22 protein-coding genes are annotated in these 23,213 nt (G+C 67.7%); 16 read left to right on the forward strand and 6 right to left on the reverse strand.

Translation table 11 applies throughout. The features are described 5' to 3' along the window. Window positions 1-11 precede the first annotated feature (11 nt). The 3 genes from ACYVN4_RS17710 to ACYVN4_RS17720 are packed head-to-tail and all read right to left on the reverse strand — an operon-like array spanning window position 12 to window position 3,603. Window positions 12-1,142, reverse strand: a complete 1,131-nt coding sequence (locus ACYVN4_RS17710) for an acyl-CoA dehydrogenase family protein (protein WP_460722330.1) — start codon at window positions 1,140-1,142, stop codon at window positions 12-14. Beyond that, entirely contained in the window at window positions 1,142-2,050 is a 909-nt protein-coding gene (locus ACYVN4_RS17715; RefSeq protein WP_460722332.1) for an enoyl-CoA hydratase, read from the reverse strand. Before ACYVN4_RS17715 ends, ACYVN4_RS17710 begins: the two co-directional genes overlap by 1 nt. After that, window positions 2,047-3,603: a FadD3 family acyl-CoA ligase gene (locus ACYVN4_RS17720; protein WP_460722334.1), complete on the reverse strand. Its 1,557-nt coding sequence runs from the start codon at window positions 3,601-3,603 to the stop codon at window positions 2,047-2,049. Before ACYVN4_RS17720 ends, ACYVN4_RS17715 begins: the two co-directional genes overlap by 4 nt. 71 nt (window positions 3,604-3,674) lie before the next feature. On the opposite strand from ACYVN4_RS17720, the gene ACYVN4_RS17725 reads away from it, so the two are divergent. The 7 genes from ACYVN4_RS17725 (at window position 3,675) to ACYVN4_RS17755 (ending at window position 12,008) form a co-directional block, all read left to right on the forward strand. Further along, window positions 3,675-4,895, forward strand: a complete 1,221-nt coding sequence (locus ACYVN4_RS17725) for an acyl-CoA dehydrogenase family protein (protein WP_460722736.1) — start codon at window positions 3,675-3,677, stop codon at window positions 4,893-4,895. Next, window positions 4,892-5,686, forward strand: coding sequence for an SDR family oxidoreductase (locus ACYVN4_RS17730; protein ID WP_460722336.1), 795 nt, complete (start codon window positions 4,892-4,894; stop codon window positions 5,684-5,686). The genes ACYVN4_RS17725 and ACYVN4_RS17730 overlap by 4 nt, the downstream gene beginning before the upstream one ends. Window positions 5,687-5,965: 279 nt before the next feature. Then, the gene (locus ACYVN4_RS17735) at window positions 5,966-6,670 is read left to right on the forward strand and encodes a hypothetical protein (RefSeq protein WP_460722338.1); all 705 of its coding nucleotides are present in this window, start codon (window positions 5,966-5,968) and stop codon (window positions 6,668-6,670) included. 84 nt (window positions 6,671-6,754) lie between these two features. After that, window positions 6,755-7,363, forward strand: a complete 609-nt coding sequence (locus ACYVN4_RS17740; RefSeq protein ID WP_460722340.1) for a TetR/AcrR family transcriptional regulator — start codon at window positions 6,755-6,757, stop codon at window positions 7,361-7,363. 67 nt (window positions 7,364-7,430) lie between these two features. After that, window positions 7,431-8,582, forward strand: a complete 1,152-nt coding sequence (locus tag ACYVN4_RS17745) for an acetyl-CoA C-acetyltransferase (RefSeq protein WP_460722738.1) — start codon at window positions 7,431-7,433, stop codon at window positions 8,580-8,582. Between the two features lie 131 nt (window positions 8,583-8,713). Next, window positions 8,714-10,546, forward strand: a complete 1,833-nt coding sequence (locus ACYVN4_RS17750; protein WP_460722342.1) for a multicopper oxidase family protein — start codon at window positions 8,714-8,716, stop codon at window positions 10,544-10,546. A gap of 82 nt (window positions 10,547-10,628) precedes the next feature. After that, on the forward strand, window positions 10,629-12,008 hold the full coding sequence (locus tag ACYVN4_RS17755) for a uracil-xanthine permease family protein (protein ID WP_460722344.1): 1,380 nt from the start codon (window positions 10,629-10,631) through the stop codon (window positions 12,006-12,008). Here ACYVN4_RS17755 and ACYVN4_RS17760 read toward each other — a convergent pair. Further along, window positions 11,997-12,875, reverse strand: coding sequence for a metallophosphoesterase family protein (locus tag ACYVN4_RS17760; protein WP_460722346.1), 879 nt, complete (start codon window positions 12,873-12,875; stop codon window positions 11,997-11,999). The genes ACYVN4_RS17755 and ACYVN4_RS17760 overlap by 12 nt on opposite strands. Before the next feature lie 83 nt (window positions 12,876-12,958). Between ACYVN4_RS17760 and ACYVN4_RS17765 the strand changes: the two genes are divergently transcribed. Then, the gene (locus ACYVN4_RS17765; protein ID WP_460722348.1) at window positions 12,959-13,792 is read left to right on the forward strand and encodes an SDR family oxidoreductase; all 834 of its coding nucleotides are present in this window, start codon (window positions 12,959-12,961) and stop codon (window positions 13,790-13,792) included. A gap of 67 nt (window positions 13,793-13,859) precedes the next feature. Here ACYVN4_RS17765 and ACYVN4_RS17770 read toward each other — a convergent pair whose 3' ends face one another. After that, a complete protein-coding gene (locus ACYVN4_RS17770; protein ID WP_379354455.1) occupies window positions 13,860-14,771 on the reverse strand; it encodes an SDR family oxidoreductase in 912 nt (303 codons plus the stop codon). A 19-nt stretch (window positions 14,772-14,790) separates the two neighbouring features. Further along, complete coding sequence (locus ACYVN4_RS17775; RefSeq protein ID WP_460722350.1) at window positions 14,791-15,585, reverse strand: SDR family oxidoreductase; 795 nt, start codon at window positions 15,583-15,585, stop codon at window positions 14,791-14,793. 50 nt (window positions 15,586-15,635) lie between these two features. Here ACYVN4_RS17775 and ACYVN4_RS17780 point away from each other — a divergent pair, with 50 nt between their 5' ends. The 8 genes from ACYVN4_RS17780 (at window position 15,636) to ACYVN4_RS17815 (ending at window position 22,678) form a co-directional block, all read left to right on the forward strand. Beyond that, on the forward strand, window positions 15,636-16,400 hold the full coding sequence (locus ACYVN4_RS17780) for an enoyl-CoA hydratase family protein (RefSeq protein WP_379354457.1): 765 nt from the start codon (window positions 15,636-15,638) through the stop codon (window positions 16,398-16,400). Window positions 16,401-16,404: 4 nt separating this feature from the next. Continuing rightward, window positions 16,405-17,280 carry a CoA transferase subunit A gene (locus tag ACYVN4_RS17785; protein WP_460722353.1) on the forward strand — a complete coding sequence of 292 codons (876 nt, stop codon included), beginning with the start codon at window positions 16,405-16,407 and terminating at the stop codon, window positions 17,278-17,280. Continuing rightward, window positions 17,280-18,038: a CoA-transferase subunit beta gene (locus tag ACYVN4_RS17790; RefSeq protein ID WP_460722355.1), complete on the forward strand. Its 759-nt coding sequence runs from the start codon at window positions 17,280-17,282 to the stop codon at window positions 18,036-18,038. Before ACYVN4_RS17785 ends, ACYVN4_RS17790 begins: the two co-directional genes overlap by 1 nt. Further along, window positions 18,035-19,114 carry an NAD(P)H-dependent flavin oxidoreductase gene (locus ACYVN4_RS17795; RefSeq protein ID WP_460722357.1) on the forward strand — a complete coding sequence of 360 codons (1,080 nt, stop codon included), beginning with the start codon at window positions 18,035-18,037 and terminating at the stop codon, window positions 19,112-19,114. Before ACYVN4_RS17790 ends, ACYVN4_RS17795 begins: the two co-directional genes overlap by 4 nt. A gap of 206 nt (window positions 19,115-19,320) precedes the next feature. Continuing rightward, the gene (locus tag ACYVN4_RS17800) at window positions 19,321-19,449 is read left to right on the forward strand and encodes a hypothetical protein (protein ID WP_460722359.1); all 129 of its coding nucleotides are present in this window, start codon (window positions 19,321-19,323) and stop codon (window positions 19,447-19,449) included. A gap of 412 nt (window positions 19,450-19,861) precedes the next feature. Further along, on the forward strand, window positions 19,862-21,127 hold the full coding sequence (locus ACYVN4_RS17805) for a hypothetical protein (protein ID WP_460722361.1): 1,266 nt from the start codon (window positions 19,862-19,864) through the stop codon (window positions 21,125-21,127). 10 nt (window positions 21,128-21,137) lie between these two features. Beyond that, complete coding sequence (locus tag ACYVN4_RS17810; protein ID WP_379354452.1) at window positions 21,138-21,650, forward strand: ImmA/IrrE family metallo-endopeptidase; 513 nt, start codon at window positions 21,138-21,140, stop codon at window positions 21,648-21,650. Next, a complete protein-coding gene (locus tag ACYVN4_RS17815; RefSeq protein ID WP_460722363.1) occupies window positions 21,647-22,678 on the forward strand; it encodes a hypothetical protein in 1,032 nt (343 codons plus the stop codon). The genes ACYVN4_RS17810 and ACYVN4_RS17815 overlap by 4 nt, the downstream gene beginning before the upstream one ends. Window positions 22,679-23,213: the final 535 nt, after the last annotated feature.

Genomic DNA, 23,213 nt, shown 5'->3' on the forward strand with positions numbered 1-23,213 from the left:
CCTCCCTGTGGCTATCGCGGCAGGCCGAGCAGGCGTTCGGCGATGATATTGCGCTGAATCTCGTTGGTACCGGCGTAGATCGGGCCCGCCAGCGAGAACAGGTAACCGTCGGTCCAGGCCGACTCCTGCTCCGCGGCCGCACCGTGCAGATCCAGGGCGGTCTCGTGCATGGCGATGTCCAGATCCGACCAGAACACCTTGTTCACCGAGGATTCCGCGCCCAGCTGACCGCCGTCGGCCAGACGGGTCACGGTGGCCCAGGTGTTGAGGCGGTACGCCTCCGCGCCCACCCACGCATCGACCACGCGGTCGGCGGCAGCGGTGTCGGACTCGTCGGCCGCGCCCCGCCACAGCTCGATCAGCTTGGCGGCGGTGGCGGTGAACCGGCCCGGCGCGCGCAGCGACAGGCCGCGCTCGTTGCTCGAGGTCGCCATGGCGACCTTCCAGCCGTTGTTGGCCTCGCCGATCACGTCGGCGTCCGGCACGAACACGTTGTCCAGGAAGATCTCCGCGAAGCCCGGCTCGCCGTCCAGCTGCGGAATCGGTCGCACCGTAATGCCTTCCGCGGTGAGCGGGAACATCAGATAGGTGAGGCCGCGGTGCCGCTCGGCCTCCGGGTCGCTGCGGAACAGGCCGAAACCCCAGTCCGCGAACGAGGCCCGCGAACTCCAGGTCTTCTGACCGTTGAGCAGCCAGCCGCCCTCGGTGCGCTTGGCGGTGGAGCGAATGCCCGCCAGATCGGAACCGGCCTCCGGCTCGGACCACGCCTGCGCCCAGATGTCGTCCGCGCGTGCCATTCTCGGCAGGATGCGCGCGAGCTGCTCGGGGGAGCCGTGCTCGAACAGGGTGGGCGCGAGCAGGAAGATGCCGTTCTGCGAGACCCGCCCGGGCGCGCCCGCGGCGTAGTACTCCTCCTCGAAGATGACCCATTCGGTCAGCGAGGCGTCGCGGCCGCCGTACTCGGCGGGCCAGGCGACACAGGACAGCCGGGCCTCGGCCAGCTTGCCCTCCCACGCCCGATGCGCCTCGAACCCTTCCTTGGTGTCCATAGAGGGCAGCGGTTCGGCGGGCACATTGGCCGCCAGGAACGCCCGCACCTCGGCGCGGAATTCCTCTGTCTTGGCGTCGAATTCGAGATCCACTACTCGGCCCCGTTCTTGTCTGTGGCCGCAGCCTTCATGGATTTGGCGGTCATCCCGCCCAGCGAGTCCGCGCCCACCTCGGCATTGTGGGCGTGCGCGAAGTGATGCAGCCCGAACACGGAATCCATGCCCGCGCGCATCCCCATCAGGTCCTCGCACTGGTTGACGGCCTTCTTGGTCAGCGCCAACCCGAACTGCGGCATCTCCGCGATCTTCTCGGCCAGCGCGAAGGTCTGGGTCTCCAGCTCCTCGCGCGGCACCACCCGATTGAGCATGCCCCACTCGTAAGCCTGTGCGGCGGTGAAGCGTTCACCGGTGAACAGGATCTCCTTGGCCCGGCGCGGGCCCAGTACCCACGGGTGCGCGAAGTACTCGACGCCCGGAATACCCATGCGGACAACCGGATCGGAGAAGAACGCGTCCTCGGAAGCCACGATCATGTCGCACGACCAGGCCAGCATCAGCGCGCCCGCGATGCACGCGCCCTGCACCATGGCGATGGTCGGCTTGGGGATCTCCCGCCACCGGCGGCACATGCCGAGGTACACCTCGGACTCGCGGGCGAAACGCTGATCGCCGCCGAGCCGGTCGGTGTGGTCCCACCACAGCGCGGCCTGGTTCTCGTACTTGATGTGGTGATCGCGTCCCGGCGTGCCGATGTCGTGGCCCGCGCTGAAATGCTTTCCGGCACCGGCCAAGACGATGACCTTGACCTCGGGATCCTCGACGGCCCGCACGAAGGCGGCGTCGAGCGCGTAGGTCATGACCGAGTTCTGCGCATTGCGGTAGTCCGGCCGGTTCAGCGTGACAACCGCGATCGGCCCGCGCTTCTCGTAGAGGACGACCTCGCCCTCATCGGGAATGGCTCCCGGTTCCCGGGCTGAATCTCCACTCTCGTGGGCGCTCACGCCTTCTCCTCACGTAGTTGCCGCTTGAGAACCTTCCCGGCGGCGTTGTAGGGCAGTTCGTCCCGGAACTCGATGTACCGGGGGACCTTGAAGTTGGCCAGCTGCGTCTTGGCGTAGTCACGCACGGCGTCCTCGTTCAGATCCGCACCCGCGCGACGCACCACGTAAACCTTGCCGACCTCGCCCATGCGCTCGTCCGGGACGCCGATGACCGCGGTCTCGGCGACCCCCTCGAGCCGGGCCATGGTCTGTTCGATCTCGGCGGGATACACATTGAAGCCGCCGGAGATGTACATGTCCTTGAGCCGGTCGGTGACCTTCATGTAGCCGCGCTCATCGATGACGGCGACATCGCCGGTGTGCAGCCAGCCGTCGCGGTCGATGGTGGCGGCGGTGGCCTGCGGATCATCGAGGTAGCCGCGCATCACCTGATCGCTGCGCAGCAGCAGTTCGCCATTGTCGGCCAGCTTCATCTCGAAGCCGTCGATGACGCGACCGCAGGTGTTGGCGATGGTCTCGGCGGAGTCCTCCGGTCGGCACATGGTGCCGAAGCCGCCGGACTCGGTCTGCCCGTAGGCGGTCAGCACCACCTCGAAATCCAGTTCGCCGCGCAGTCTTTCGATCAGCACGACCGGCACGGTGGCCGCGCCGGTGACCGCGACGCGCAGGCTCGACAGATCCGCGGCAGCGCGCTCCGGGTGGTCGAGGATGGTCTGGTGGATGGTCGGCGGACCGGTCAGCACGGTGATGCGCTCGTCGTGGATGAGCCGCATGGTCTCGCGCACGTCGAACACGGCCTGCGGCACGATGGTCGCCCCGGTCACCAGCGAGGTCAGGATGCCCGCCTTGTAGCCGAAGCTGTGGAAGAACGGCGGCACCACCAGGTAGCGGTCGGTGTCGTTCAGCGTCGCGCAGTCGGCCCAGGCGCGGGCGCTGGCCAGCACCTGGTGATGCGCGATCAGCACGCCCTTGCTGCGCCCGGTGGTGCCGGAGGTGAACAGGATGTCCGAAAGATCGTCCGGCGACACCGATTCCGCACGTGTGACGGCGTCCTCGAGGCTCACGGCCGCGGCCACCTTGCCCAGGTCCGACCACGCGATGACACCGTCGGCGTCTTCGACGGGCGTCTCCCCTTCCACCGGAATCACGATGGTCGTCGTGATGCCCAGATCGGGTGCGGCGGCCCGCAATTCGGCCAGCCGGTCGCGGCCCAGGAAGGTGCCCGCGACGAACAGCGCCTTGGCCTCCACCCGTGCCAGCACATCCACCGACTCGGCGGCCACGTAGCGGGTATTGAGCGGCACGATGACCGCGCCCACATAGTGGGTGGCCAGCACCGCGGTCACCCAGTGATGGGTGTTCGGGGCCCAGATGCCGATGCGGTCGCCGCGCTGGATGCCCCGCGCCAGCAGCGCACGCGCGGTCTCACGCACCGAGTCCAGCAGTTGCGACCAGCTCAGTCGCACGGCACCGTCGCCCACGGCGGGCGCGTCACCGTAGCGGTGTGCGGCCTCGTGCAGAGCGAGCGGTGTGGTCTGCGGAGGAGAAGTCACGGGGCGTCCTCGCTGTCCGGGAATGGGTCTAACAAAGCAAGTGCTTGGTAGGTTACTCTACCGACGTGAGCATGATCCAGACCCCCGAACCGGCCAGCGGGATTGAGCCACCCGAGGACGCCGCATTCCGTACCGAGGTGCGGGAATGGCTGGCCGAGAACCTGAACGGCCAGTTCCGCGAGCTGCGCGGGCTGGGTGGACCGGGCCGCGAGCACGAAGCCTTCGAGGAACGGCTGGAGTGGGATCGCGCCCTCGCCGCCGCCGGGCTGACCTGCCTGGGCTGGCCCAAGGAATGGGGCGGCCGCGACGCCACGCTGCGGCAGCAGGTCATCTTCCACGAGGAGTACGCCAAAGCCGATGCGCCCAGCCGGGTCTCGCACCTGGGTGAGGAACTGCTCGGCCCCACGGTCATCGCCTTCGGCACCGAGGAGCAGAAGAAGCGCTTCCTGCCGGGCATCCGCAATGTCACCGAGCTGTGGTGCCAGGGCTACTCGGAGCCCGGCGCGGGCTCGGACCTGGCCGCGGTCTCCACCTCCGCCCAGCTCGACGGCGACGAGTGGATCATCAACGGCCAGAAGGTCTGGACCTCGCTGGCGCACCTGTCGGACTGGTGCTTCGTGGTCGCCCGCACCGAGAAGGGCTCGACCCGCCACCACGGCCTGTCCTACCTGCTGGTTCCCATGAAGCAGCCGGGCGTCGAGGTGCGGCCCATCGTCCAGCTCACCGGGACCGCGGAGTTCAACGAGGTCTTCTTCGAGAACGCCCGCACCGCCGCCGATCTGGTGGTCGGACAGCCCGGCGACGGCTGGAAGGTCGCCATGGGCACGCTCACCTTCGAGCGCGGCATCTCCACGGTCGGGCAGCAGATCCGCTACGCGCGGGAGCTCGCCGACCTCGAGGCCGTGGCCCGCGAAAACGGCGCGATCGAGAACCCCGTCCTCGCCGACCGTTTCGACAAGGCGTGGGTCGGCCTGCGGGTGCTGCGCGCGCATGTGCTGCGCACCCTGGAATCCGGCCACGACGGGGCGTCCGTGGATGCCCGCACCGCCGCCGGGCAGGCGTCGGTGACCAAGCTGCTGTGGGCCAATTGGCATCGCGGACTGGGTGAATTGGCCATGGACGTGCTCGGCGCGCCGGGCCTCATCGCCGACGGCCCGGGTGACGATCTCAATGCCTGGCAGCGCATGTTCCTCTTCACTCGCGCGGACACCATTTACGGCGGTTCGAACGAAGTGCAGCGCAATATCATCTCCGAGCGCGTGCTCGGACTTCCCCGAGAGGCTCGACCGTGAGTGATCTGTCCACCGCCCCCGAAATCACCCCCGGCCACAACCTGCTCGCGGGCAAGATCGCGGTCGTGACCGCGGCCGCCGGCACCGGCATCGGTTCGGCCACCGCGCGCCGCCTGCTGTCCGAGGGTGCGGACGTGGTGATCTCCGACTGGCACGAGCGTCGCCTGAAGGAGACCGAGGAGGCCCTGAAGGCCGAATTCCCGGACCGCCGAGTCGCTTCCGTGCCGTGTGACGTCAGCTCCACCGAGCAGGTCAACGCGCTCATTGCCGGTGCCGTCGCCGCGTTCGGCCGCATCGACGTGATGGTCAACAATGCCGGTCTCGGCGGCGAGGTGCCCGTGGTCGACATGACCGACGAGCAGTGGGACAAGGTCATCGACATCACGCTGAACGGGACCTTCCGCGCGACCCGCGCGGCGCTCGCGTACTTCCGCGAGGCCGGGCACGGCGGCGTCATCGTCAACAATGCCTCCGTGCTCGGCTGGCGCGCCCAGCACGGCCAGGCCCACTACGCCGCCGCCAAGGCGGGCGTGATGGCGCTGACCCGGTGCAGCGCGGTCGAGGCCGCCGAGTTCGGGGTGCGCATCAACGCGGTCGCCCCGTCCATCGCCCGGCACGCCTTCCTGGACAAGGTCACCTCCGCGGATCTGCTCGATCGCCTGGCCGCCGGTGAGGCGTTCGGTCGCGCGGCCGAGCCGTGGGAGGTGGCCGCCACCATCGCCATGCTCGCGAGCGACTACACCACCTACCTGACAGGCGAAGTGGTTTCCATTTCCAGTCAGCGCGCGTAATTCGGATTACGCCCGCACGCAACCGAATTAGTGCGTTCGATCGGCGCGAAATGCTGTGTCGGATGGCGCAGAAAGCTGTGTCGTAAGGTCGCAGCTTTTCTGACTGCCGCGTCCCCGAGGGGGCGCGGCAGTCTCTTTTTTATTCGAGGCGAAAAATGGCTGGCGCTGACACGGTGTCCCTGTGCAATCCTGGTTTAGGCCGGTACCGCTAGTCGAAGGGCACGACCCATGGGTCCGGATCACAGACAACAGGCAGTTCCAGCACAAGCCCCCGAGGAAATGGAACTCGAGCTGGTGCGCGAGGTGGTACTGGCGCGCCGCAGGGTCGACAATGTCGTTCTGGCCGCACTGACTTTGGGCGCGGAATTGCTCGACCACGACTCCGAGCGCGCCACCGCCATGCGTGCGGCGCAGATCCTCGAACAACACGCCGTGGACGAATCCGATGTGACACGGGATCCGCGCGGCGCGTTGCGGCGGGACATGATTCGCGATCGCGATCGAGCGCGCCGCCTCGGTTTGTCCCGGGCGAGTGGATTCGAGGATTCCGAGGCGGATCAGCGCCGCCGAAAACGGACCGCCCTGCTTTGCGAGGTGCGCGCCGACCTCTTGGAGGTGGTGCGCAATTGCCGCCGCCTGCGCTACGACCACCTGGCCTTCGCCGACGGCATTGCACAGGGATTATGTGCTGCCACAGACAAATTGGTGGTGGGTGCGGATATGGAGACATACCGGGCATGGCAGCGCGGAATGGTCCTCAAACTCATCGAGGAACCCGCCCATGACGGCGTACCGGGCCGCGTCATGGCCACCGTCGACGCCGGACCCGGTCAGGAACCGATGACCGTGGAGTGGGACAGTCCCGAACGTCGGCTGGCCCTCGTGGCCCGGATGGCTCGTGCGGGTATCTCCCCGGTGATCATCTGCGATCGACTACTCGCCGATCTGTCTGTCTCGTCACCCCTGCGCTACTCGGTGCGCTGAACTCGCGTCGGTGAGCTCGGGCTTCCCGGCGCGCTGAGCGGATGGCAGGTGGACCAAGCAAATGCTTGGTTGTATATTGGCGGAGTGACCCAACCTGACCCCTCCAAATCAGCACGTCGCAACGAGCTGCTCGGCCTGGCCGCGAACCTATTCGCGGAACGGGGGCTGCGCGCCACCACGGTTCGTGACATTGCCGACGCGGCGGGGATTCTATCCGGGAGTCTCTACCACCACTTCGATTCCAAAGAAGCCATGGTGGACGAGATCCTGCGCGGGTTCCTCGACGACCTCTTCGGCCGCTACCGCGAGACCGTGGCCGCGGGCCTGCCCGCGCGCGACACGCTGGAAGCCCTCGTCGTCGCGTCCTACGAGTCCTTCGACCAGTTCCACGCCGCCGTGGCCATCTACCAGGCCGAGGCCAAACGGCTCAGCGGCACACCGCGATTCGACTACATCGCCGAATACAACAAGGAGTTCCGCGAGCTCTGGTACCAGGTGCTGACCAACGGCGTCGCCGACGGCAGCTTCCGCCCGGAGATGGATATCGAACTGGCCTACCGGTTCCTGCGCGACACCGTGTGGGTGTCGGTGCGCTGGTACCAGCCCGGCGGCCGGATCACCGTGGACAACCTCGCCAAGCAGTACCTGACCATCGTCCTCGACGGTCTCATCAACCCCGAACACAGCGTTTAGATCCCAGCTCTCGTACGAAGCAGTAGGAGTTCCCATGTCAGCACCGTCCCGCCGCCAGTACTCGCCGATGCGTGAGGCGTATGTGATCGACGCCGTGCGTACCCCGGTCGGTAAGCGGGGCGGTTCGCTGGCCGCCGTGCACCCCGCCGATCTCGGCGCCGCGGCGATCAAGGGCCTCATCGAGCGCAACAACCTCGCCCCGGCCGCCGTGGACGATGTGGTGTTCGGCTGCTGCGACACCATCGGCCCGCAGGCCGGAAACATCGCGCGCACCGCGTGGCTGGCCGCCGGTTACCCGGAGTCGGTGCCGGGCGTCACCGTGGACCGCCAGTGCGGCTCCTCGCAGCAGGCCATCCACTTCGGCGCGCAGGCCATCATGTCCGGCACCTCCGAGGTGATCGTGGCGGGCGGCGTGCAGAACATGTCGGCCATCCCGATCTCGGCGGCCATGCTGGCCGGGCAGGCGTACGGCTTCGATTCGCCGTTCGTCGGCGCGCAGGGCTGGGACCACCGCTACGGCACCGGTGAAGTGTCGCAGTTCAATTCGGCCACCATGATCGCCGAGAAGTGGGACATCTCCCGGCGTGACATGGAGGAGTGGGCGCTGCGCAGCAACGACCGCGCCCGCAAGGCCATCGTGGACGGCAAGTTCGACCGCGAGATCGTGCCGGTCGGCGACTTCTGGATCGACGAGACCCCGCGCGAGACCACCCTGGAGAAGATGGCCGGGCTGCAGCCGCTCGCCGAGGGCAGCCGCATCACCGCCGCGCTGGCCAGCCAGATCTCCGACGGCTCCAGCGCCACCCTGCTCGCTTCCGACTGGGCGGTCGCCGAATACGGCCTCACCCCGCGCGCCCGCATCCACCACGTGAGCGCGCGCGGCGCGGACCCGATCTACATGCTCACCGCGCCCATCCCGGCCACCAAGTGGGCGCTGGAGAAGACCGGCCTGACCATCGACGACATGGATGTCATCGAGATCAACGAGGCGTTCGCGTCGGTCGTGCTGGCCTGGATCAAGGAGACCGGGGCCAACCCGGACAAGGTCAATGTCAACGGCGGCGCCATCGCGCTGGGCCACCCGCTGGGCGCCACCGGCGCCAAGCTGTTCGCCTCCCTGCTCAACGAGCTGGAGCGGGTGAACGGGCGCTACGGCCTGCTCACCATCTGCGAGGGTGGCGGCACCGCCAATGTCACCATCATCGAGCGCCTGGGCTAGCCCACCGCGTTCAATTCGTCGGCCGCGCATCGGGTTCCGGTGCGCGGCTTTCGCATTCGTGGGCCCGTAATGTCCGCTATCGTCGAACGATAGACCAGTTGACAGCGGAATAGTTCCGGGGTGGGAACTGGATGAACGAGAACCTGCCGCGGCGGGGGTTCCTCCTGGGAGCCCTCGGACTCGCGGGAATGGGCTATATGGCAGCGGCGGCCGCCGACCCGGTACCACTGCCGCCACCACCCGTGCCGATTCCGCCGATACCCGCGCCCTCGTTCACGCCGCTCAACTACCATTCGCCCGCGCTGGAGCCGTTCGTCGACGAGCTGCCCATCATCGAAACACGGTCGGTGGCAGGTGAATTGGTGGCCACCTCGGGAGTGCATCGCTATCACCGAGATCTGCCGGAGACGCGCAGCTGGGGATTCGGGCGGCCGGTGCTCGGCCCGAATCTCGAGGCGCAGCGGGATCAAGTGGCGCGCATCAGTTTTCGCAACGAGCTGGGCACGCACGTGCTGGCCCCGCACGTGGATCTCACCATGCACGGCGTCACCGAACTCGACCGCACCGACCCGCGCTTCACGGTGCATCTGCACGGCGGCGCGAACGCCCCCGACTCGGACGGGCATCCATTGATCGCCTGGCGCAACGGCGGCGGGCCCAGCTTCGCCTACGGCAACCGGCAGGAGGCGGCCACCCTCTGGTACCACGATCACGCTATGGGCATCACCCGGCTCAACATCCAGGCCGGGCTGGCCGGAATGTATTACCTGCGAGATGAATTCGATACCGGTGACGACGGCAATCCGCTCGGGCTGCCCAGCGGCGAGTTCGAGATCCCGCTCATCGTGCAGGATCGCACCTTCAATGCCGACGGCAGCCTGCAGCCCATGGTGGCCACCTATATTCCGCAGGGCTACAACCAATCCGGGCAGGTCGGCGACGTGTGCTGTGTGAACGGGGTGGTGTGGCCGCGGCTGGAGGTGCGCCGCACGCTGTACCGGTTCCGGCTGCTCAACGGATCCAATTCGCGCCCATACATTTTCGAGCTGTCCAACGGTGGGTTGATGTTCGCCATCGGCGGCGACCTGGGGCTGTTGAACGGGCCGGTGCCGACGCCGTCCATCCGGGTGAGCCCGGGGGAGCGGGTGGATCTGCTGATCGATTTCACCGGACTCGCGGACGGTGACACGGTCGATCTGATCAATACCGCCAAGAACGACCTCGGCAATACCGTGTTCATGGTTCCCGAGCTGCGGCCCATCATGCGCTTCGTCGCCGCGGGAGACGGTCCGGCACAGGATATTCCGGCCACCCTGCGCGGCGGTCCCGGTCGCCCGGATGTCCTCGAACCGGTCTACCGGCCGAGCGCCAAACGCACCATGACCCTGATCGGGCTGAATGACGATTCCCGTGCGGCAGCGGTCTTTCCGACCATGATGTCGCTGAACAACCTGGCCTTCCTCAGCGCCGATATCGATAGGGCGCAGGCGGGCACGGTCGAACAGTGGGACATCGTCAACACCACCCCGTTCGACCATCCCATCCATCTGCACCTGGCCCGGCTGCGGGTGCTCGGCCGCCAGCCGATCCTCACCTCGGCCTACTTCGTCGCCAACTATCCGCCGCCGTTCGGCACCCGCTGGGCGCCCTCGGCCGACGGGTTCACGATCGGCCCCGAACAGGGCCCGCCACCCTGGGAAGCCGGGTGGAAGGACACCGTCGAGTGCCCGACCGACACCGTCACCCGGGTGCTGGTGACATGGCCCTCCGTCGAGGAACTCGGCTTCGACCCGGACACGGTCATCGCGATTCCGCCTGGCGCGGAAGGCATGTCGCCGACCGGGACGGGCATGGCGGCCGGGATGGGGGAGATGACGCCCGAGATCCGCGGCTACGTCTGGCACTGCCACAACCTCGATCACGCCGATCACGACATGATGCAGCAGATCCGCATTCAGCCCTGACCGGCTACCGGGAGCTGGAGGTTTGCTCGCACTAGTATGTGCGCGAGCTGGTTTCGGACCTTCGGCAGAAAGCGGGCGGTTGATGGTGTTGGGTGTCCGCTGGACGGTGCACGGGGACGGGCGCACGCCCGCACCCGGGGCGGTGGTGCGACCGGATGAGCGGCTGTCGTGGCCACGTACCTTCGGACTCGGTGCGCAGCACGTCGTCGCCATGTTCGGGGCGAGCTTCGTGGCACCGGTATTGATGGGCCTGGACCCCAATCTCGCCATCATGATGTCGGGCGTGGCCACGGCGATCTTCCTGTTGTCCACCCGTGGTCAGGTGCCCAGCTACCTCGGCTGTTCCCTGTCCTTCGTGGGTGTGGCCGCGGTGATCCGGGCCCAGGGCGGAAGTAGCGCGACGGTTACCGGCGCCTGTCTGGTGGTCGGTGCGGCACTGTTTCTGATCGGTCTGGCGGTGCAGCGGTTCGGGGCGCGCATCATTCACGCCGCCATGCCGCCGGTGGTGACCGGCGCGGTGGTCATGCTGATCGGGTTCAATCTGGCCCCCGTCACGGCCGCCACCTACTGGCCGCAGGATCAGTGGACGGCCCTGCTGGTCATGCTGTTCACCGGTCTGGCCGTGGTCGGATTGCGCGGATTCTTCTCGCGCATCGCGATTTTCCTGGGTCTGGTGTTCGGCTACGGATTCTCGTGGGTGCTGGACCGGGTGTTCGGCAAGATCCATTCGGCCGACGGCAGCGGCAAGGTCGTCGATCATTGGCGACTGGATCTGTCGGGGGTGGCCAAGGCGGACTGGATCGGCCTGCCCACCTTCCACGCGCCGGCGTTCCAATGGTCGGCGGTGCTGGTGGCGCTGCCCGTGGTGATCGCGCTGGTCGCGGAGAACGCCGGGCACGTGAAGGCGGTCGGCGAGATGACCGGCGGCAATCTGGACGCCAAGCTGGGCACGGCCATCGCCGCGGACGGCGCGGCCTCCATGCTGTCCACCGCGGTCGGCGGCCCGCCCAACACCACCTACTCCGAGAACATCGGCGTCATGGCGGCCACCCGCGTGTACTCGACCGCCGCGTATTGGGCCGCCGCCTTTTTCGCGTTGCTGTTCGGCCTGTGCCCGAAGTTCGGTGCGATCGTGGCGGCCATTCCCGGTGGCGTGCTGGGCGGCATCACCGTCATCCTCTACGGCATGATCGGCCTGCTGGGCGCGCAGATCTGGACCAATGCGAAGGTCGATCTGCGCAATCCGCTGAACCTGGTGCCCGCCGCCGCGGGCCTGATCATCGGCATCGGCAATGTGAGCATGAAGTTCACCGACACCTTCACCCTCAGCGGCATCGCGCTGGGCACGCTGGTCGTGATCACCGGCTATCACGTGCTGCGCTTGTTCGCCCCCGCGCATTTCAAGACGGAGGAGCCGCTGCTGGACGAGGGCACCTCCTCCTACGACGAATCAAGCAGGTAGCGAACTGGGTTCGGTCTCGTCGGCGTCGTCCACCTGTTGCTGCGCATACGGCAGTTGCAGGACGTACCAGGAGTGTTCGTTCGAATACTCCAGGTACTGGGAGGCTTCCGGGTCGCAGGACAGGCCCTCGACCCGGGTCCAGTGGCCGTCACCGGCGGCGATGGTGTCGGTGTAGCGGACGTGCAGGTGGCCGTGGAACAGGACGCTGGGATGCAGGGCCTCCACCACCCGTTGGATGCGGTCCTGGTTGGGATAGCACTCCGGTTTGTCCTTGCGATTCCACTTCGGTTGCGAGGCGCGCGGTTTGTCGTGGGTGAGCAGGACGTCGACCGGTGAGCTGTCCGCGTCCAGCAGCGCGGTCAGCTCGTCGTCGGTCATCTCCTCCTCCGGGAACCACAGCGTGCCCGCGGTTTCCGGGATCTTGGTCGAGCCGTAGCGCCGCCGCTGCGCGACCAGTTCGGCCTTCTTCGCCTCTCGCGCCAGCCGCCAGCCCTTGTCGGTGGACCGTGCCCCGCCGAACGCCGCGAACGTGGTGCCCTCCCAGCTCCAGCGATGCCCCCGCGGCGCGTACCGCAGATGCTTGCGGCACACCAGGAATCCCTCGTCATCGAGGTTGTCGCCGTATAGCTCGTGCAGCAGCGAGCTCTTGTCGTGGTTCCCGTCGAGGAAGTACACGATCACCCCGGCCCGCTTGGCGGCCTTGCCGATCACGTCGAAATACCGCCGCCCCGAGGCCATGTGCTCCCACGCCCCGAAGTCCCCCACCACGAATACCCGGGAGCACCCTTCACGCACCGCGGTACGCACCACGGTGAGTGCGTGCGCGGTGTTCCCGTGCAGGTCTCCGGCAAATAGGACATTCCCCATCGCCACATGGTGGCACCCCCGGGCGGTATCGGCATCCCATTACGGCCTGCCACGCCCGGCTCGCCCGAATTAGGCTGACCACCATGAACTCTGTGTTGGTTACCGGCGCGGCGCGCGGCATCGGACAGGCCATCTGCCTGCGTATGGCCCAGCAGGGCTGGCAGGTCTACGCCGGCGTGCGGAAGCTGTCCGACGGCGAGGAGCTGGCGGCCGGGAACCCCCGCATCACCCCGGTCCTGCTCGATGTCACCAATCCCGACCACATCGCGGCCCTCGACGAGGTACTCCCCGCCGACCTCACCGCCGTGGTCAACAACGCGGGCATCGTCGCCGACGGCCCCGTCGAACTCCTCGACCTCGACACCCTCCGAAACCAGTTCGAGGTCAACGTCTTCGGCGCCCTAGCGGTCACCCAAGCCGTCCTCCCGCGCCTGCGCACCACCAAGGGCCGCGCCATCTTCATCTCCTCCCTGAGCGGCCGCATCTCCACCCCGGGCACGGGCGCCTACAACTCCTCCAAGTTCGCCCTCGAGGGCCTGGTAGACGCCCTCCGAGTAGAACTGCGCCCCTGGGGAATCCACACCTCGTTGATCGAGCCGGGCCCCATCGCCACCGACCTCTGGTTCGGCGCCACCGACATGGTCGACACCACCACCGCCCACCTCACCGACGCCCAACGCGACCTCTACAGCACCCACCTCGCGGGCCTCCGCAAAATGTCCCAACAGGTCCCCAAGATCGCCGCCCCGGTCGAATCGGTGGTCAAGGAAGTCGAAAAGTCCCTCACCGCAAAGCGCCCCCACGCCCGCTACATCCCCGGTCTGGCCGGAAAGATCCAGGTGATCGCGACCTCTCTCACCCCCACCCCGGTCCTGGACACCGTCTTCGCCCTGGTCACGGGCATCCGCAAGAAGTAGCCGAGACGGCGACCGCCGGTGCCCCGAGGTGGGGCACCGGCGGTGAAAGCGGTTCGAGCGGTCGGGCTTACGCGCCGTAGACCGGCTCCGGGGTGGTGGCCTTGGAGAGCAGGTCGCGCACGACCGGGCCGAGTTCGGCGGGCTCCCAGCGGGCGCCGCGGTCGGTGGAGACGCCGTGCCGCCAGCCGTCGGCGACGGTGACCTTGCCGCCCTCGACCTCGAACATGCGGCCGGTGACACCGGCGGAATCGGTGCTGCCCAGCCAGACCACCAGCGGGGACACGTTTTCCGGGGCCATGGCGTCGAAGCCGTCCTCGGGGGCGGCCATCATGTCGGCGAAGACGGTCTCGGTCATGCGGGTGCGCGCGGCCGGGGCGATGGCGTTCACGGTGATGCCGTAGCGCGCGAATTCGGCCGAGGCGGTCAGCGTCAGGCCCGCGATGCCGGACTTGGCGGCGGAGTAGTTGCCCTGGCCGACCGAGCCGAGCAGGCCCGCGCCCGAGCTGGTGTTGATAATGCGGGCCTCGGGGGTGCGACCGGCCTTGGCCTCGTTGCGCCAGTACTCGGCGGCGTGCCGCATGGGGGCGAAGTGGCCCTTGAGGTGCACCTTGATGACCGCGTCCCACTCGTCCTCGCCGAGGTTGACCAGCATGCGGTCGCGCACGATGCCCGCATTGTTGACGAGCACGTCCAGGCGGCCGAAGGTATCGACGGCGGTCTGGATCAGACGGCGCGCACCCTCCCAGTCGGAGATGTCGTCACCGTTCACGACCGCGTCGCTGCCGAGGGCCTTGATCTCCTCGACGACCTGCGCGGCCGGGGAATCCGGGCTGGGCGCGCCGTCGAGCTCGGCGCCGATGTCGTTGACCACGACCTTGGCACCGGCGGCGGCGAAGGCGAGGGCGTGCGCGCGGCCGATGCCGCGACCCGCTCCGGTCACGATGACGACGCGGCCGTCGCAGATCTTGTTGTCCGTCATATCGATTACCTCTTCGTTTCTAGTGGCCGGAGACGGCGGGGACGTCTGCGGTGGATGCTTCGAGGAAGGCGGGCTTCTCGCCGCCGCCGTGGACGAGCAGCTGACTGCCGGTGACATAGGCGGCCAACGGCGAAGCCAGGAACGCGGCGGTGCGGCCGATGTCCTCGGGGGTAGCCATGCGCCCCATGGGAACCGTGCGGCTGACCGCCGCGATGCCGTCCTCGTCGCCGTAGTGCAGGTGCGAGGACTCGGTGTTGACCAGGCCGCAGATCACGGAGTTCATCCGAACCTTGGGAGCCCACTCGACGGCGAGCGACGAGACCAGGCTGTCCACACCGGCTTTGGCGGCACCATAGGCCGCGGTGCCCGGGGACGGCCGATGCCCGGAGACGCTGGAGATCATCACGATCGACCCACCGGTCTCCTGCTTCTGCATCACCTCGTTGGCGATCTGCGAAACCAACAGTGGCGCGAGCAGATTCAACTGCACGATCTTCGCGTGGAAGTTGGCGCTGGCGTCGGCAGCCAGGGCGAAGGGCGCGCCACCGGCGTTGTTCACCACGGTGTCGAGCCGCCCGTACTTCGCGACGATCTGATCGATCAGCCCGCGCACCGAATCCACATCGCGCACATCGCACGGCAGGAAGTCGATCCCGCGTCCATTGCTCTCGACGGGGGTGTCGCCGGGCCGTCGGGCACAGGCGACCACGGTCGCACCGGCGTCCAGGAAGACCCGGCTGATGCCGGCCCCGACGCCGCGGACGCCGCCGGTGACCAAGACGACCGAGCCGGACAGGTTTACTTCGATTCCCACCGTGCTAACCTACCAAGCACTTGCTTGTTTTGCCAACGATGGGACTCGCGATGGGGATCAACCGTCACACCGAAACCGAGGGCGTGGAAGTCGTCACTGTCGACTACCCCCCGGTCAACGCACTGCCTTCCGACGGCTGGTTCGCCCTGGCCGACGCCATCACCCAGGCCGGGAAGAACCCGGAGACCCGGGTCGTGGTGCTGCGTGCCGAGGGCCGCGGCTTCAACGCGGGCGTGGACATCAAGGAGATGAACGCCGACACCGGCCACACCGCACTGATCCGCGCCAACCACGGCTGCTTCGCCGCCTTCGCCGCGGTCTACGACTGTGAGGTCCCGGTCGTCACCGCCGTGAACGGCTTCTGCCTGGGCGGCGGCATCGGCCTCGTCGGCAACTCCGATGTCATCGTGGCTTCCGACGACGCGACCTTCGGCCTCCCCGAGGTCGACCGCGGCGCGCTCGGTGCGGCCACCCACCTGGCTCGCCTGGTCCCCCAGCACCTGATGCGGACCATGTTCTACACCGCGGGCACCCTCACCGCGCAGCAGCTGCACCACTACGGCTCGGTCTTCAAGGTCGTGCCGCGGGCCGAACTCGACGCCGCCGCCATGGAAGTCGCCAAGAACATCGCCAACAAGGACGGCCGCGTCATCCGCGCCGCCAAGAAGGCGCTCAACGGCATCGACGTGCAGGACGTGCACCGCTCCTACCGCTTCGAGCAGGGCTTCACCATGGAGCTCAACCTCGCGGGCGTGGCCGACGAGATCCGGGCGCGCTTCGACGATGACCTGGCCGCGCAGAAGAAGGGGAAGTAAAGCCATGCGCGACAAGCGAATGAGCCTCGACGAGGTCGTCGGTGAGCTCCGCAGCGGAATGACCATCGGCATCGGCGGTTGGGGTTCGCGGCGCAAGCCGATGGCCTTCGTGCGCGCGATCCTGCGCTCGGACATCAAGGATCTGACCGTCGTCACCTATGGTGGCGCGGACCTGGGTCTGCTGTGCTCGGCGGGCAAAGTGAAGAAGGCGTACTACGGCTTCGTGTCGCTGGATTCCGCGCCCTTCTACGATCCGTGGTTCGCCAAGGCGCGCACCGGCGGCGAGATCACCGTGCGCGAGATGGACGAGGGCATGGTCAAGTGCGGTCTGCAGGCCGCGGCGGCCCGGCTGCCGTTCCTGCCGATTCGCGCCGGATTGGGTTCTGCCGTCATCGATTTCTGGGAGGGCGAGCTCAAGACTGTTCAGTCGCCTTACCTGACCGACGGCAAGACCGAGACCCTGGTCGCCATGCCCGCTTTGAACCTGGATGCCGCGTTCGTGCACCTGGACCTGGGCGACAAGCACGGCAATGCCGCCTACACCGGCGTCGACCCGTACATGGACGACCTCTACGCCCTCGCGGCCGAGAAGCGCTACCTGTCGGTGGATCGCCTGGTCGAGACCGACGAACTGGTGAAAGCCGTTCCGACGCAGGCCCTCATCCTCAACCGCATGATGGTCGACGGGGTGGTCGAGGCCCCCGGCGGCGCGCACCACACCTTCTCCGGCAGCTACGGCCGCGACGAGAAGTTCCAGCGCCACTACGTCGAGGCCGCCAAGACGCCCGAGTCGTGGGCCGAGTTCAAGGCTCGCTTCCTGGATGTCTCGGAGGACGAATACCAGGCCGCCGTCAAGGCTTTCGCCGAGGAGCAGAAGTAATGACTGACACCACCACGGTCACTCGGGCCGAGATCTGCGTCGTCGCCGCTGCGGAAATCTTCCGGGGCGCGGGCGAGATCATGGCCTCGCCCATGTCCACCGTCACCACCATCGGCGCGCGGCTGGCGCGACTCACCTTCGAGCCGGACCTGCTGCTGTCCGACGGTGAGGCGCTGTTCTTCGCCGAGGTTCCGCCGATCGGCGGCAAGGCCCCCATCGAGGGCTGGATTCCGTTCTCGAAGGTCTTCGACGTGGTGAATTCGGGTCGCCGCCATGTGGTTATGGGCGCCAACCAGATCGACCGCTTCGGCAACCAGAACCTCTCCGCGTTCGGTCCGCTGCAGCAGCCGACCCGGCAGATGTTCGGTGTGCGCGGCGCGCCGGGCAACACCATCAACCACGCCACCAGCTACTTCGTGCCCAAGCACAACAAGCGGGTGTTCGTGGACCAGGTCGATATCGTCTCCGGAATCGGTTACGACAAGATCGATTCCGAGAACCCGGCCTACCGGTTCCACCACCTGCACCGGGTGGTGTCGAACCTGGGCGTGTTCGACTTCAACGGTCCCGAGCACACCCTGCGCGCGCTGTCGCTGCACCCGGGCGTGAGCGCGGACGAGGTCGCGGAGAACACCTCCTTCGAGATCGCCGGGCTGGCGGAGGCGGGCGAAACCCGGCTGCCGACCGAGGAAGAGCTCACCATCATCCGGACCGTGCTGGACCCCAAGGGTTTCCGCGAGAAGGAAGTGACAGCATGACCGCTCAGCGTTTGAAGACGCCGCTGACCGAACTGGTCGGCATCGAGCACCCGATCGTGCAGACCGGCATGGGCTGGGTCGCCGGTCCGGGTCTGGTCGCGGCCACCGCCAACGCGGGCGGCCTCGGCATTCTGGCCTCGGCCACGATGACCTTCGAGGAGCTCGAGCAGGCCATCGCCAAGACCAAGGCGAAGACCGACAAGCCTTTCGGCGTCAACATCCGCGCCGATGGCTCGGATGCCGCCGAGCGCTGCGAGCTCATGATCCGCGAGGGCGTGAAGGTGGCGTCCTTCGCGCTGGCTCCCAAGAAGGAGCTCATCGCGCGGCTCAAGGACAACGGCGTGGTGGTCGTGCCGTCCATCGGCGCGGCCAAGCACGCGGTGAAGGTTGCTTCCTGGGGCGCGGACGCGGTGATCGTGCAGGGCGGTGAGGGCGGTGGCCACACCGGTTCCGTCGCAACGACTCTGCTGCTCCCGTCGGTGCTCGACGCCGTCGACATCCCGGTGGTCGCCGGTGGCGGCTTCTTCGACGGCCGCGGCCTGGCCGCCGCGCTGTCCTACGGCGCGGCCGGTGTCGCCATGGGCACCCGCTTCCTGCTCACCCAGGACTCGGCGGTGCCGGATTCGGTGAAGCAGGAGTACCTCAAGCGCGGGCTCATGGACACCGTCGTCTCCAAGAAGGTCGACGGCATGCCGCACCGCGTGCTGAACACCGAACTGGTCGACAAGCTGGAGCATTCCAGCGGCGTGCGCGGCCTGACCGCCGCAATGTCGAATGCCTTCAAGTTCAAGGCCATGACCGGCATGAAGTGGTCGACCATCGTCAAGGATGGCCTGGCCATGCGCAAACACAAGGACCTCACCTGGTCCCAGGTCATCATGGCCGCCAACACCCCGATGCTGCTGAAAGCCGGTCTGGTGGAAGGCAATACCCACGCGGGCGTCCTCGCCTCGGGCCAGGTCGCCGGAATCATTGACGATCTCCCCACCGTGGCCGACCTGATCGACCGCATCATCACCGAGGCCGTCGACCGCATCGACAGCCTCAACACCTACCGCGTCACCACCACGGCCTGACGCTCCCGAAACGTGCGCGGCCACCACAGCCCGACCGCGCACCCCGGATCCGCACACAGCCGGATCCAAGCGCGCCCTCGCGGCGCACCGAGCCGCCCCCGGAACCTCTCGCCCGGGGGCGGCTTCGCTCATTTCAGCCGTCTGCCGACTGATTCACAAAAGAATTCCGCCACGCGTCCAGGTCACCTGCGCACGGATGCTGGACGTTGTTCATCCATCCCAGGGACGGCGAGTATCACGGTTGCCTGGACGGGATCTATGGGGGCGATGTGCCGCTGCCCGCGCCGTTCGGGTTCTCGCTGGACACCGGAAGCCTGCCGGTCTACGGCACGTAGTCCTTCGTGGCTCGAACCCGATCGTGTTTTCAGCAAAGGGCGAAAGATTGCTGACCGTTTGGTCCGATTTTTCGGTGTGATGCAACAGTGTTGGAGCTCACAGTCGGGCGAGGGTGGCTGTGAGGTTGGGTGTATTGCCTGGTTGGGCCAATGTTGCTGGGGTGCTTGGGGATATTGAGTACGTAGGGGGTTGCGCAGGCGTACGGTTTGTGGGCACCCCTAATGCGTTCGGGACTTGTGCGAAACATCGTGGTGGCCGTTACGATGTCCGCGTTCCGCAAAGGTCCGGCAATCGGGGCGGCAGTGAGCTCGACCCCCGTCTCGATCTGCCTGGTGCGGATCGAGATTCCGTGCCTGTAGGCGCGGAGACAAAGCCAAGTGCGCGCGGTATCGATGAGGGGATGGCTGTCGCATGATCGTCGATCGTGCAATGCGCCTGGTGGCAGTGATCGCGGCTGTCGCCGGTTCGGCGCTGCTCGGGCCCGCGGCTGCCGAGGCGCAGCCGGGCGGCATCCCGCTCGATCCCGTGCCCGCCGGACAGGATCCCGGCCAGCCGGTTTCTACTCCGCAACCCATCGACGCCCAGGCCGCCGCCCCGGTGGCCGGGCCACAAGATCTGTTGTCCATGCTGCTCGCCCTCGGATCGGGCTCTGCCGCTGTCGGTTCCGCCGGAGTCGGCTCGGCCGGAGTCGGTTCCGCGGGCCTCGGCTCTGCCGTCGGAGGCACCGGTTCGGCCGCGCTGGGTACCGGCTCCGCGGTAACCGGTTCCGCCGGTGCGGGTTTGGGCTCCGCCGCCGTCGGCACCGGCTCGGCCCTGGGGGCGACCGGTTCGGCCGCGCTCGGAACGGGTTCCGCCGCTGTCGGTTCCGCCGGGCTGGGTACCGGCTCGGTGCTGGGCCTGGGTTCGGCGGGCGTGGGCTCCGCCGGCGTCGGCACCGGCTCCGCTCTGTTGGGTCTCCTGCTCGGAACAGGTTCGGCCGCAACGGGTTCGGCCGCGGTGGGCTCCGCCGCCGTCGGTTCCGCCGGATTGGCCGGACTGTGCACGGGTTCGGCGGCCGTCGGTTCCGCCGGAATCGGTTCCGCCGGTCTGGGTTCCGCGCTCGGCGGCTCCACGGGAGCGGGTTCGGCCGGCGTCGGGTCGGCGGTGGGTTCCGCGGGCACCGGGTCGGGTGTCGGTTCGGCCGGGACGGGTTCCGCTGCCGGTTCGGCCGATCTCGGTTCCGCCGCAATCGGTTCCGCGGCCCTGGGCTCGGCGGGGCTGGGTTCCGCCGCCGTCTGCGCCTCCCCGCTCTTGCTGCTGCTGATTCCGCTGCCGGCGCCGCCCGTCGTGGTTCCGCCGGTGCCGCTGGAGATTCCGCAGCCGCCCGCCGTGCCGGCGCTGCCCGCGCTGGTCGCACCGGCTGCGCTGCCCGCGCCGGAAGCCGCACCCGCACCGCCACCCCCGCCGCCACCACCGGCCCCGGCGCCCGCTCCCGTACTGGCGCAACCGAATCCGGATGTGAAGCCGACCTCGAACAACACCCCGCTGCCACCGATCAAGGTGCTGTCGGTGATCGGCGGCCTGATCGCCATGGCCTTGGTCGGAACCGGTTCGGGCGCGGTCAGTTTCCAGAGTGCGTCCGCGGCCCAGGGGCGCGTCGATGCCGCCCGTGCGGCGTTCTTCGGACCGAGGCTGTGAGGGGACCGCGATGACCGAGAGCAAGGCTCATAGCATCGGGTCCTACCGCCGGGTGGCCGCCGCGGTGGACGCGGTGTGCGCGGTGGCGGCCGATTTCGACGCCACCGATCTGGACGAGGTGGTGCTGGCCATCTCCGCCGAGCGGCGGCGGCCCATCGAGATCGCCAGTGCCCAACTGGGTCCCGGCGTCTGCGGTCAGCGCCGCAGCTATCCGGATCGGGACGTGATCGTGCTCGCACAGGCGCTGCCCAGCCGCGAGCACACCCTCGCGCACGAGCTCGGCCACATCGTCTTCGACCATCCGGGCGAGGCGGCGACCGAGGTGGTGCTGGAGGCCAGCGACGATCTCATCGCCTACATGCTGAGCCAGCGCGCGCATCAGAAGGCCGTCGATCTGGGTGACGACGAGCAGTGCGAGTGGGAGGCGGAGACCTTCGCGAGCATGCTCATGACCCGGTTGCGCGTGTTCAACAGTCGAGGCGCGGGCGTCTCGGTCCTTCGATTCGATGAGGCACTGGGATGACCTTCTGGTTGGTGGCCATGCTGGTCTGGATGGCCTCGGGTGCACGCGTCGGACGCGTGCTGGTGAAACCTGCGACGACAGCGCGCGTGGCGATCGTGCTCGCGGTGGCGGCAGTGGCGCTCGCCGTCACGATCGGAGTGCCGGAAATCGGTTTGGCCGTTGATCATCTGGCCCCCGGCGGCGTGCACGGTCAGTGGCTCGGCGACCGGGTGGTGACCGCGGCGTGGATCATGTTCGCCACCGCCACTTCGGTGGTCGCGGCCGCGGCTTGGCCGGTGGTGTCGCGCCGGAATCTGCGGCAGATCGGCATGATGATCTACGCGGGCGGCGCGATCGCCATGATTCTGACGCTGGCCTGGTCCATCACCTTCGGTTGGGTGATCGTGCTGCTGGAGTGCGTGTTCATCGTGATCACCGGTGTGCGCAACCTGGATTGGACCACCCTGGGCCGCGGCATCGCGCTCTACACCACGGGTACCGCGGGGGTCGGAGCATTGGCGGCCTTGTCGATTCGCCGCGAGGTGCGCGACGAACCGATGCCGAAACCCGGTGACGAGGGCTGGTTCTGGCCGATGTGGCAGCTCGCCGCCATGCTGATCGCGATCGGTGCGGTGTGGATCGTGATCGAGCTCTGGTGGCGAGCGCGCGCGCTGCTCAAGCAGATTCGGACCTTGCATCGCGTACTGATCGCCCGGTTCCCCGAGGTGGCGGCCCACGATCAGACCGGATCGGGTACCCAGCTCAAGGCTTCCGACCAGGTCGCCCAGATCATGGACGCCCTCTACCTGCAGTCCGGCGGCGGCATGGAGCTGGCCGCGGCGGGCGCGCCGCCGACTTCGGTGGCCGAGCGCGCGCAACGGGTGGCGGATTGGGCGCGGAATCCGTTCGGCGAGGTGGTGATCGACGGCCGCTGGATCTCACCGCCGGCGGGTGTCAGTCCGCGCGGCTGGGTGCAGGCCATCGCCCGCGCCTACGACGCGGCCGCGGCGGGTGCGCCCTCGACGATTCAGGGGTCCACGCCGCGCTAGTAATTTACTAATCCATTACCGTTTCGGAGAGTTGCGCATTACTCTGTGCAACGCCTCCGAACGCGCTGTGCGGTGGGTTGGAAGTTGATCACGCGAAGATCACTGACGCACGTGCGAAGATCACTGACGCAATTGCGATCTTGTCGCAAATGCGCAAGTCCCGCACCGCGCTGATTGCCAAGGGCGTGGCATTCCGGTGGGTCTTCACGATGAGACTTCGTATCCGAGGTTTTCGTCTCATCGAACCCAGCCGTTGTGGCGGTACGGGACTTGCTTGTCTGGTGCATTGGGGCGAAACACTCACAGTGCACAAAACGACATAGTGCACAAAACAACTCACTCGACCGACCGGGAACACCCGGACGGCGTTATGCCAAGTTTGTGCATAATGCACCAGCGCAGGGGTCTACGCCACATGGCCTCAGCATGCTGAGACCGGTGCAACATCCTTCACTCGGACCGAATGGTCCGGCGGGACACCGGCGCTGCCCTGCAAGCAGCGCCCGTGCCCGCCCTATGTCGAGTCCGGGGTAAG

This window comes from Nocardia heshunensis (genome assembly GCF_054782115.1).

What these genes read in the sequence shown, in the direction of transcription:
- ACYVN4_RS17725 (WP_460722736.1), top strand. Translation starts at nt 3,675, where the DNA reads ATGATCCAGACCCCCGAACCGGCCAGCGGGATTGAGCCACCCGAGGAC.
- ACYVN4_RS17760 (WP_460722346.1), bottom strand. Translation starts at nt 12,875, where the DNA reads ATGGGGAATGTCCTATTTGCCGGAGACCTGCACGGGAACACCGCGCAC.
- ACYVN4_RS17810 (WP_379354452.1), top strand. Translation starts at nt 21,138, where the DNA reads ATGACCGAGAGCAAGGCTCATAGCATCGGGTCCTACCGCCGGGTGGCC.
- ACYVN4_RS17770 (WP_379354455.1), bottom strand. Translation starts at nt 14,771, where the DNA reads ATGACGGACAACAAGATCTGCGACGGCCGCGTCGTCATCGTGACCGGA.
- ACYVN4_RS17745 (WP_460722738.1), top strand. Translation starts at nt 7,431, where the DNA reads ATGCGTGAGGCGTATGTGATCGACGCCGTGCGTACCCCGGTCGGTAAG.
- ACYVN4_RS17755 (WP_460722344.1), top strand. Translation starts at nt 10,629, where the DNA reads ATGGTGTTGGGTGTCCGCTGGACGGTGCACGGGGACGGGCGCACGCCC.
- ACYVN4_RS17790 (WP_460722355.1), top strand. Translation starts at nt 17,280, where the DNA reads ATGACTGACACCACCACGGTCACTCGGGCCGAGATCTGCGTCGTCGCC.
- ACYVN4_RS17805 (WP_460722361.1), top strand. Translation starts at nt 19,862, where the DNA reads ATGATCGTCGATCGTGCAATGCGCCTGGTGGCAGTGATCGCGGCTGTC.
- ACYVN4_RS17815 (WP_460722363.1), top strand. Translation starts at nt 21,647, where the DNA reads ATGACCTTCTGGTTGGTGGCCATGCTGGTCTGGATGGCCTCGGGTGCA.
- ACYVN4_RS17795 (WP_460722357.1), top strand. Translation starts at nt 18,035, where the DNA reads ATGACCGCTCAGCGTTTGAAGACGCCGCTGACCGAACTGGTCGGCATC.
- ACYVN4_RS17750 (WP_460722342.1), top strand. Translation starts at nt 8,714, where the DNA reads ATGAACGAGAACCTGCCGCGGCGGGGGTTCCTCCTGGGAGCCCTCGGA.
- ACYVN4_RS17765 (WP_460722348.1), top strand. Translation starts at nt 12,959, where the DNA reads ATGAACTCTGTGTTGGTTACCGGCGCGGCGCGCGGCATCGGACAGGCC.
- ACYVN4_RS17735 (WP_460722338.1), top strand. Translation starts at nt 5,966, where the DNA reads ATGGAACTCGAGCTGGTGCGCGAGGTGGTACTGGCGCGCCGCAGGGTC.
- ACYVN4_RS17785 (WP_460722353.1), top strand. Translation starts at nt 16,405, where the DNA reads ATGCGCGACAAGCGAATGAGCCTCGACGAGGTCGTCGGTGAGCTCCGC.
- ACYVN4_RS17780 (WP_379354457.1), top strand. Translation starts at nt 15,636, where the DNA reads ATGGGGATCAACCGTCACACCGAAACCGAGGGCGTGGAAGTCGTCACT.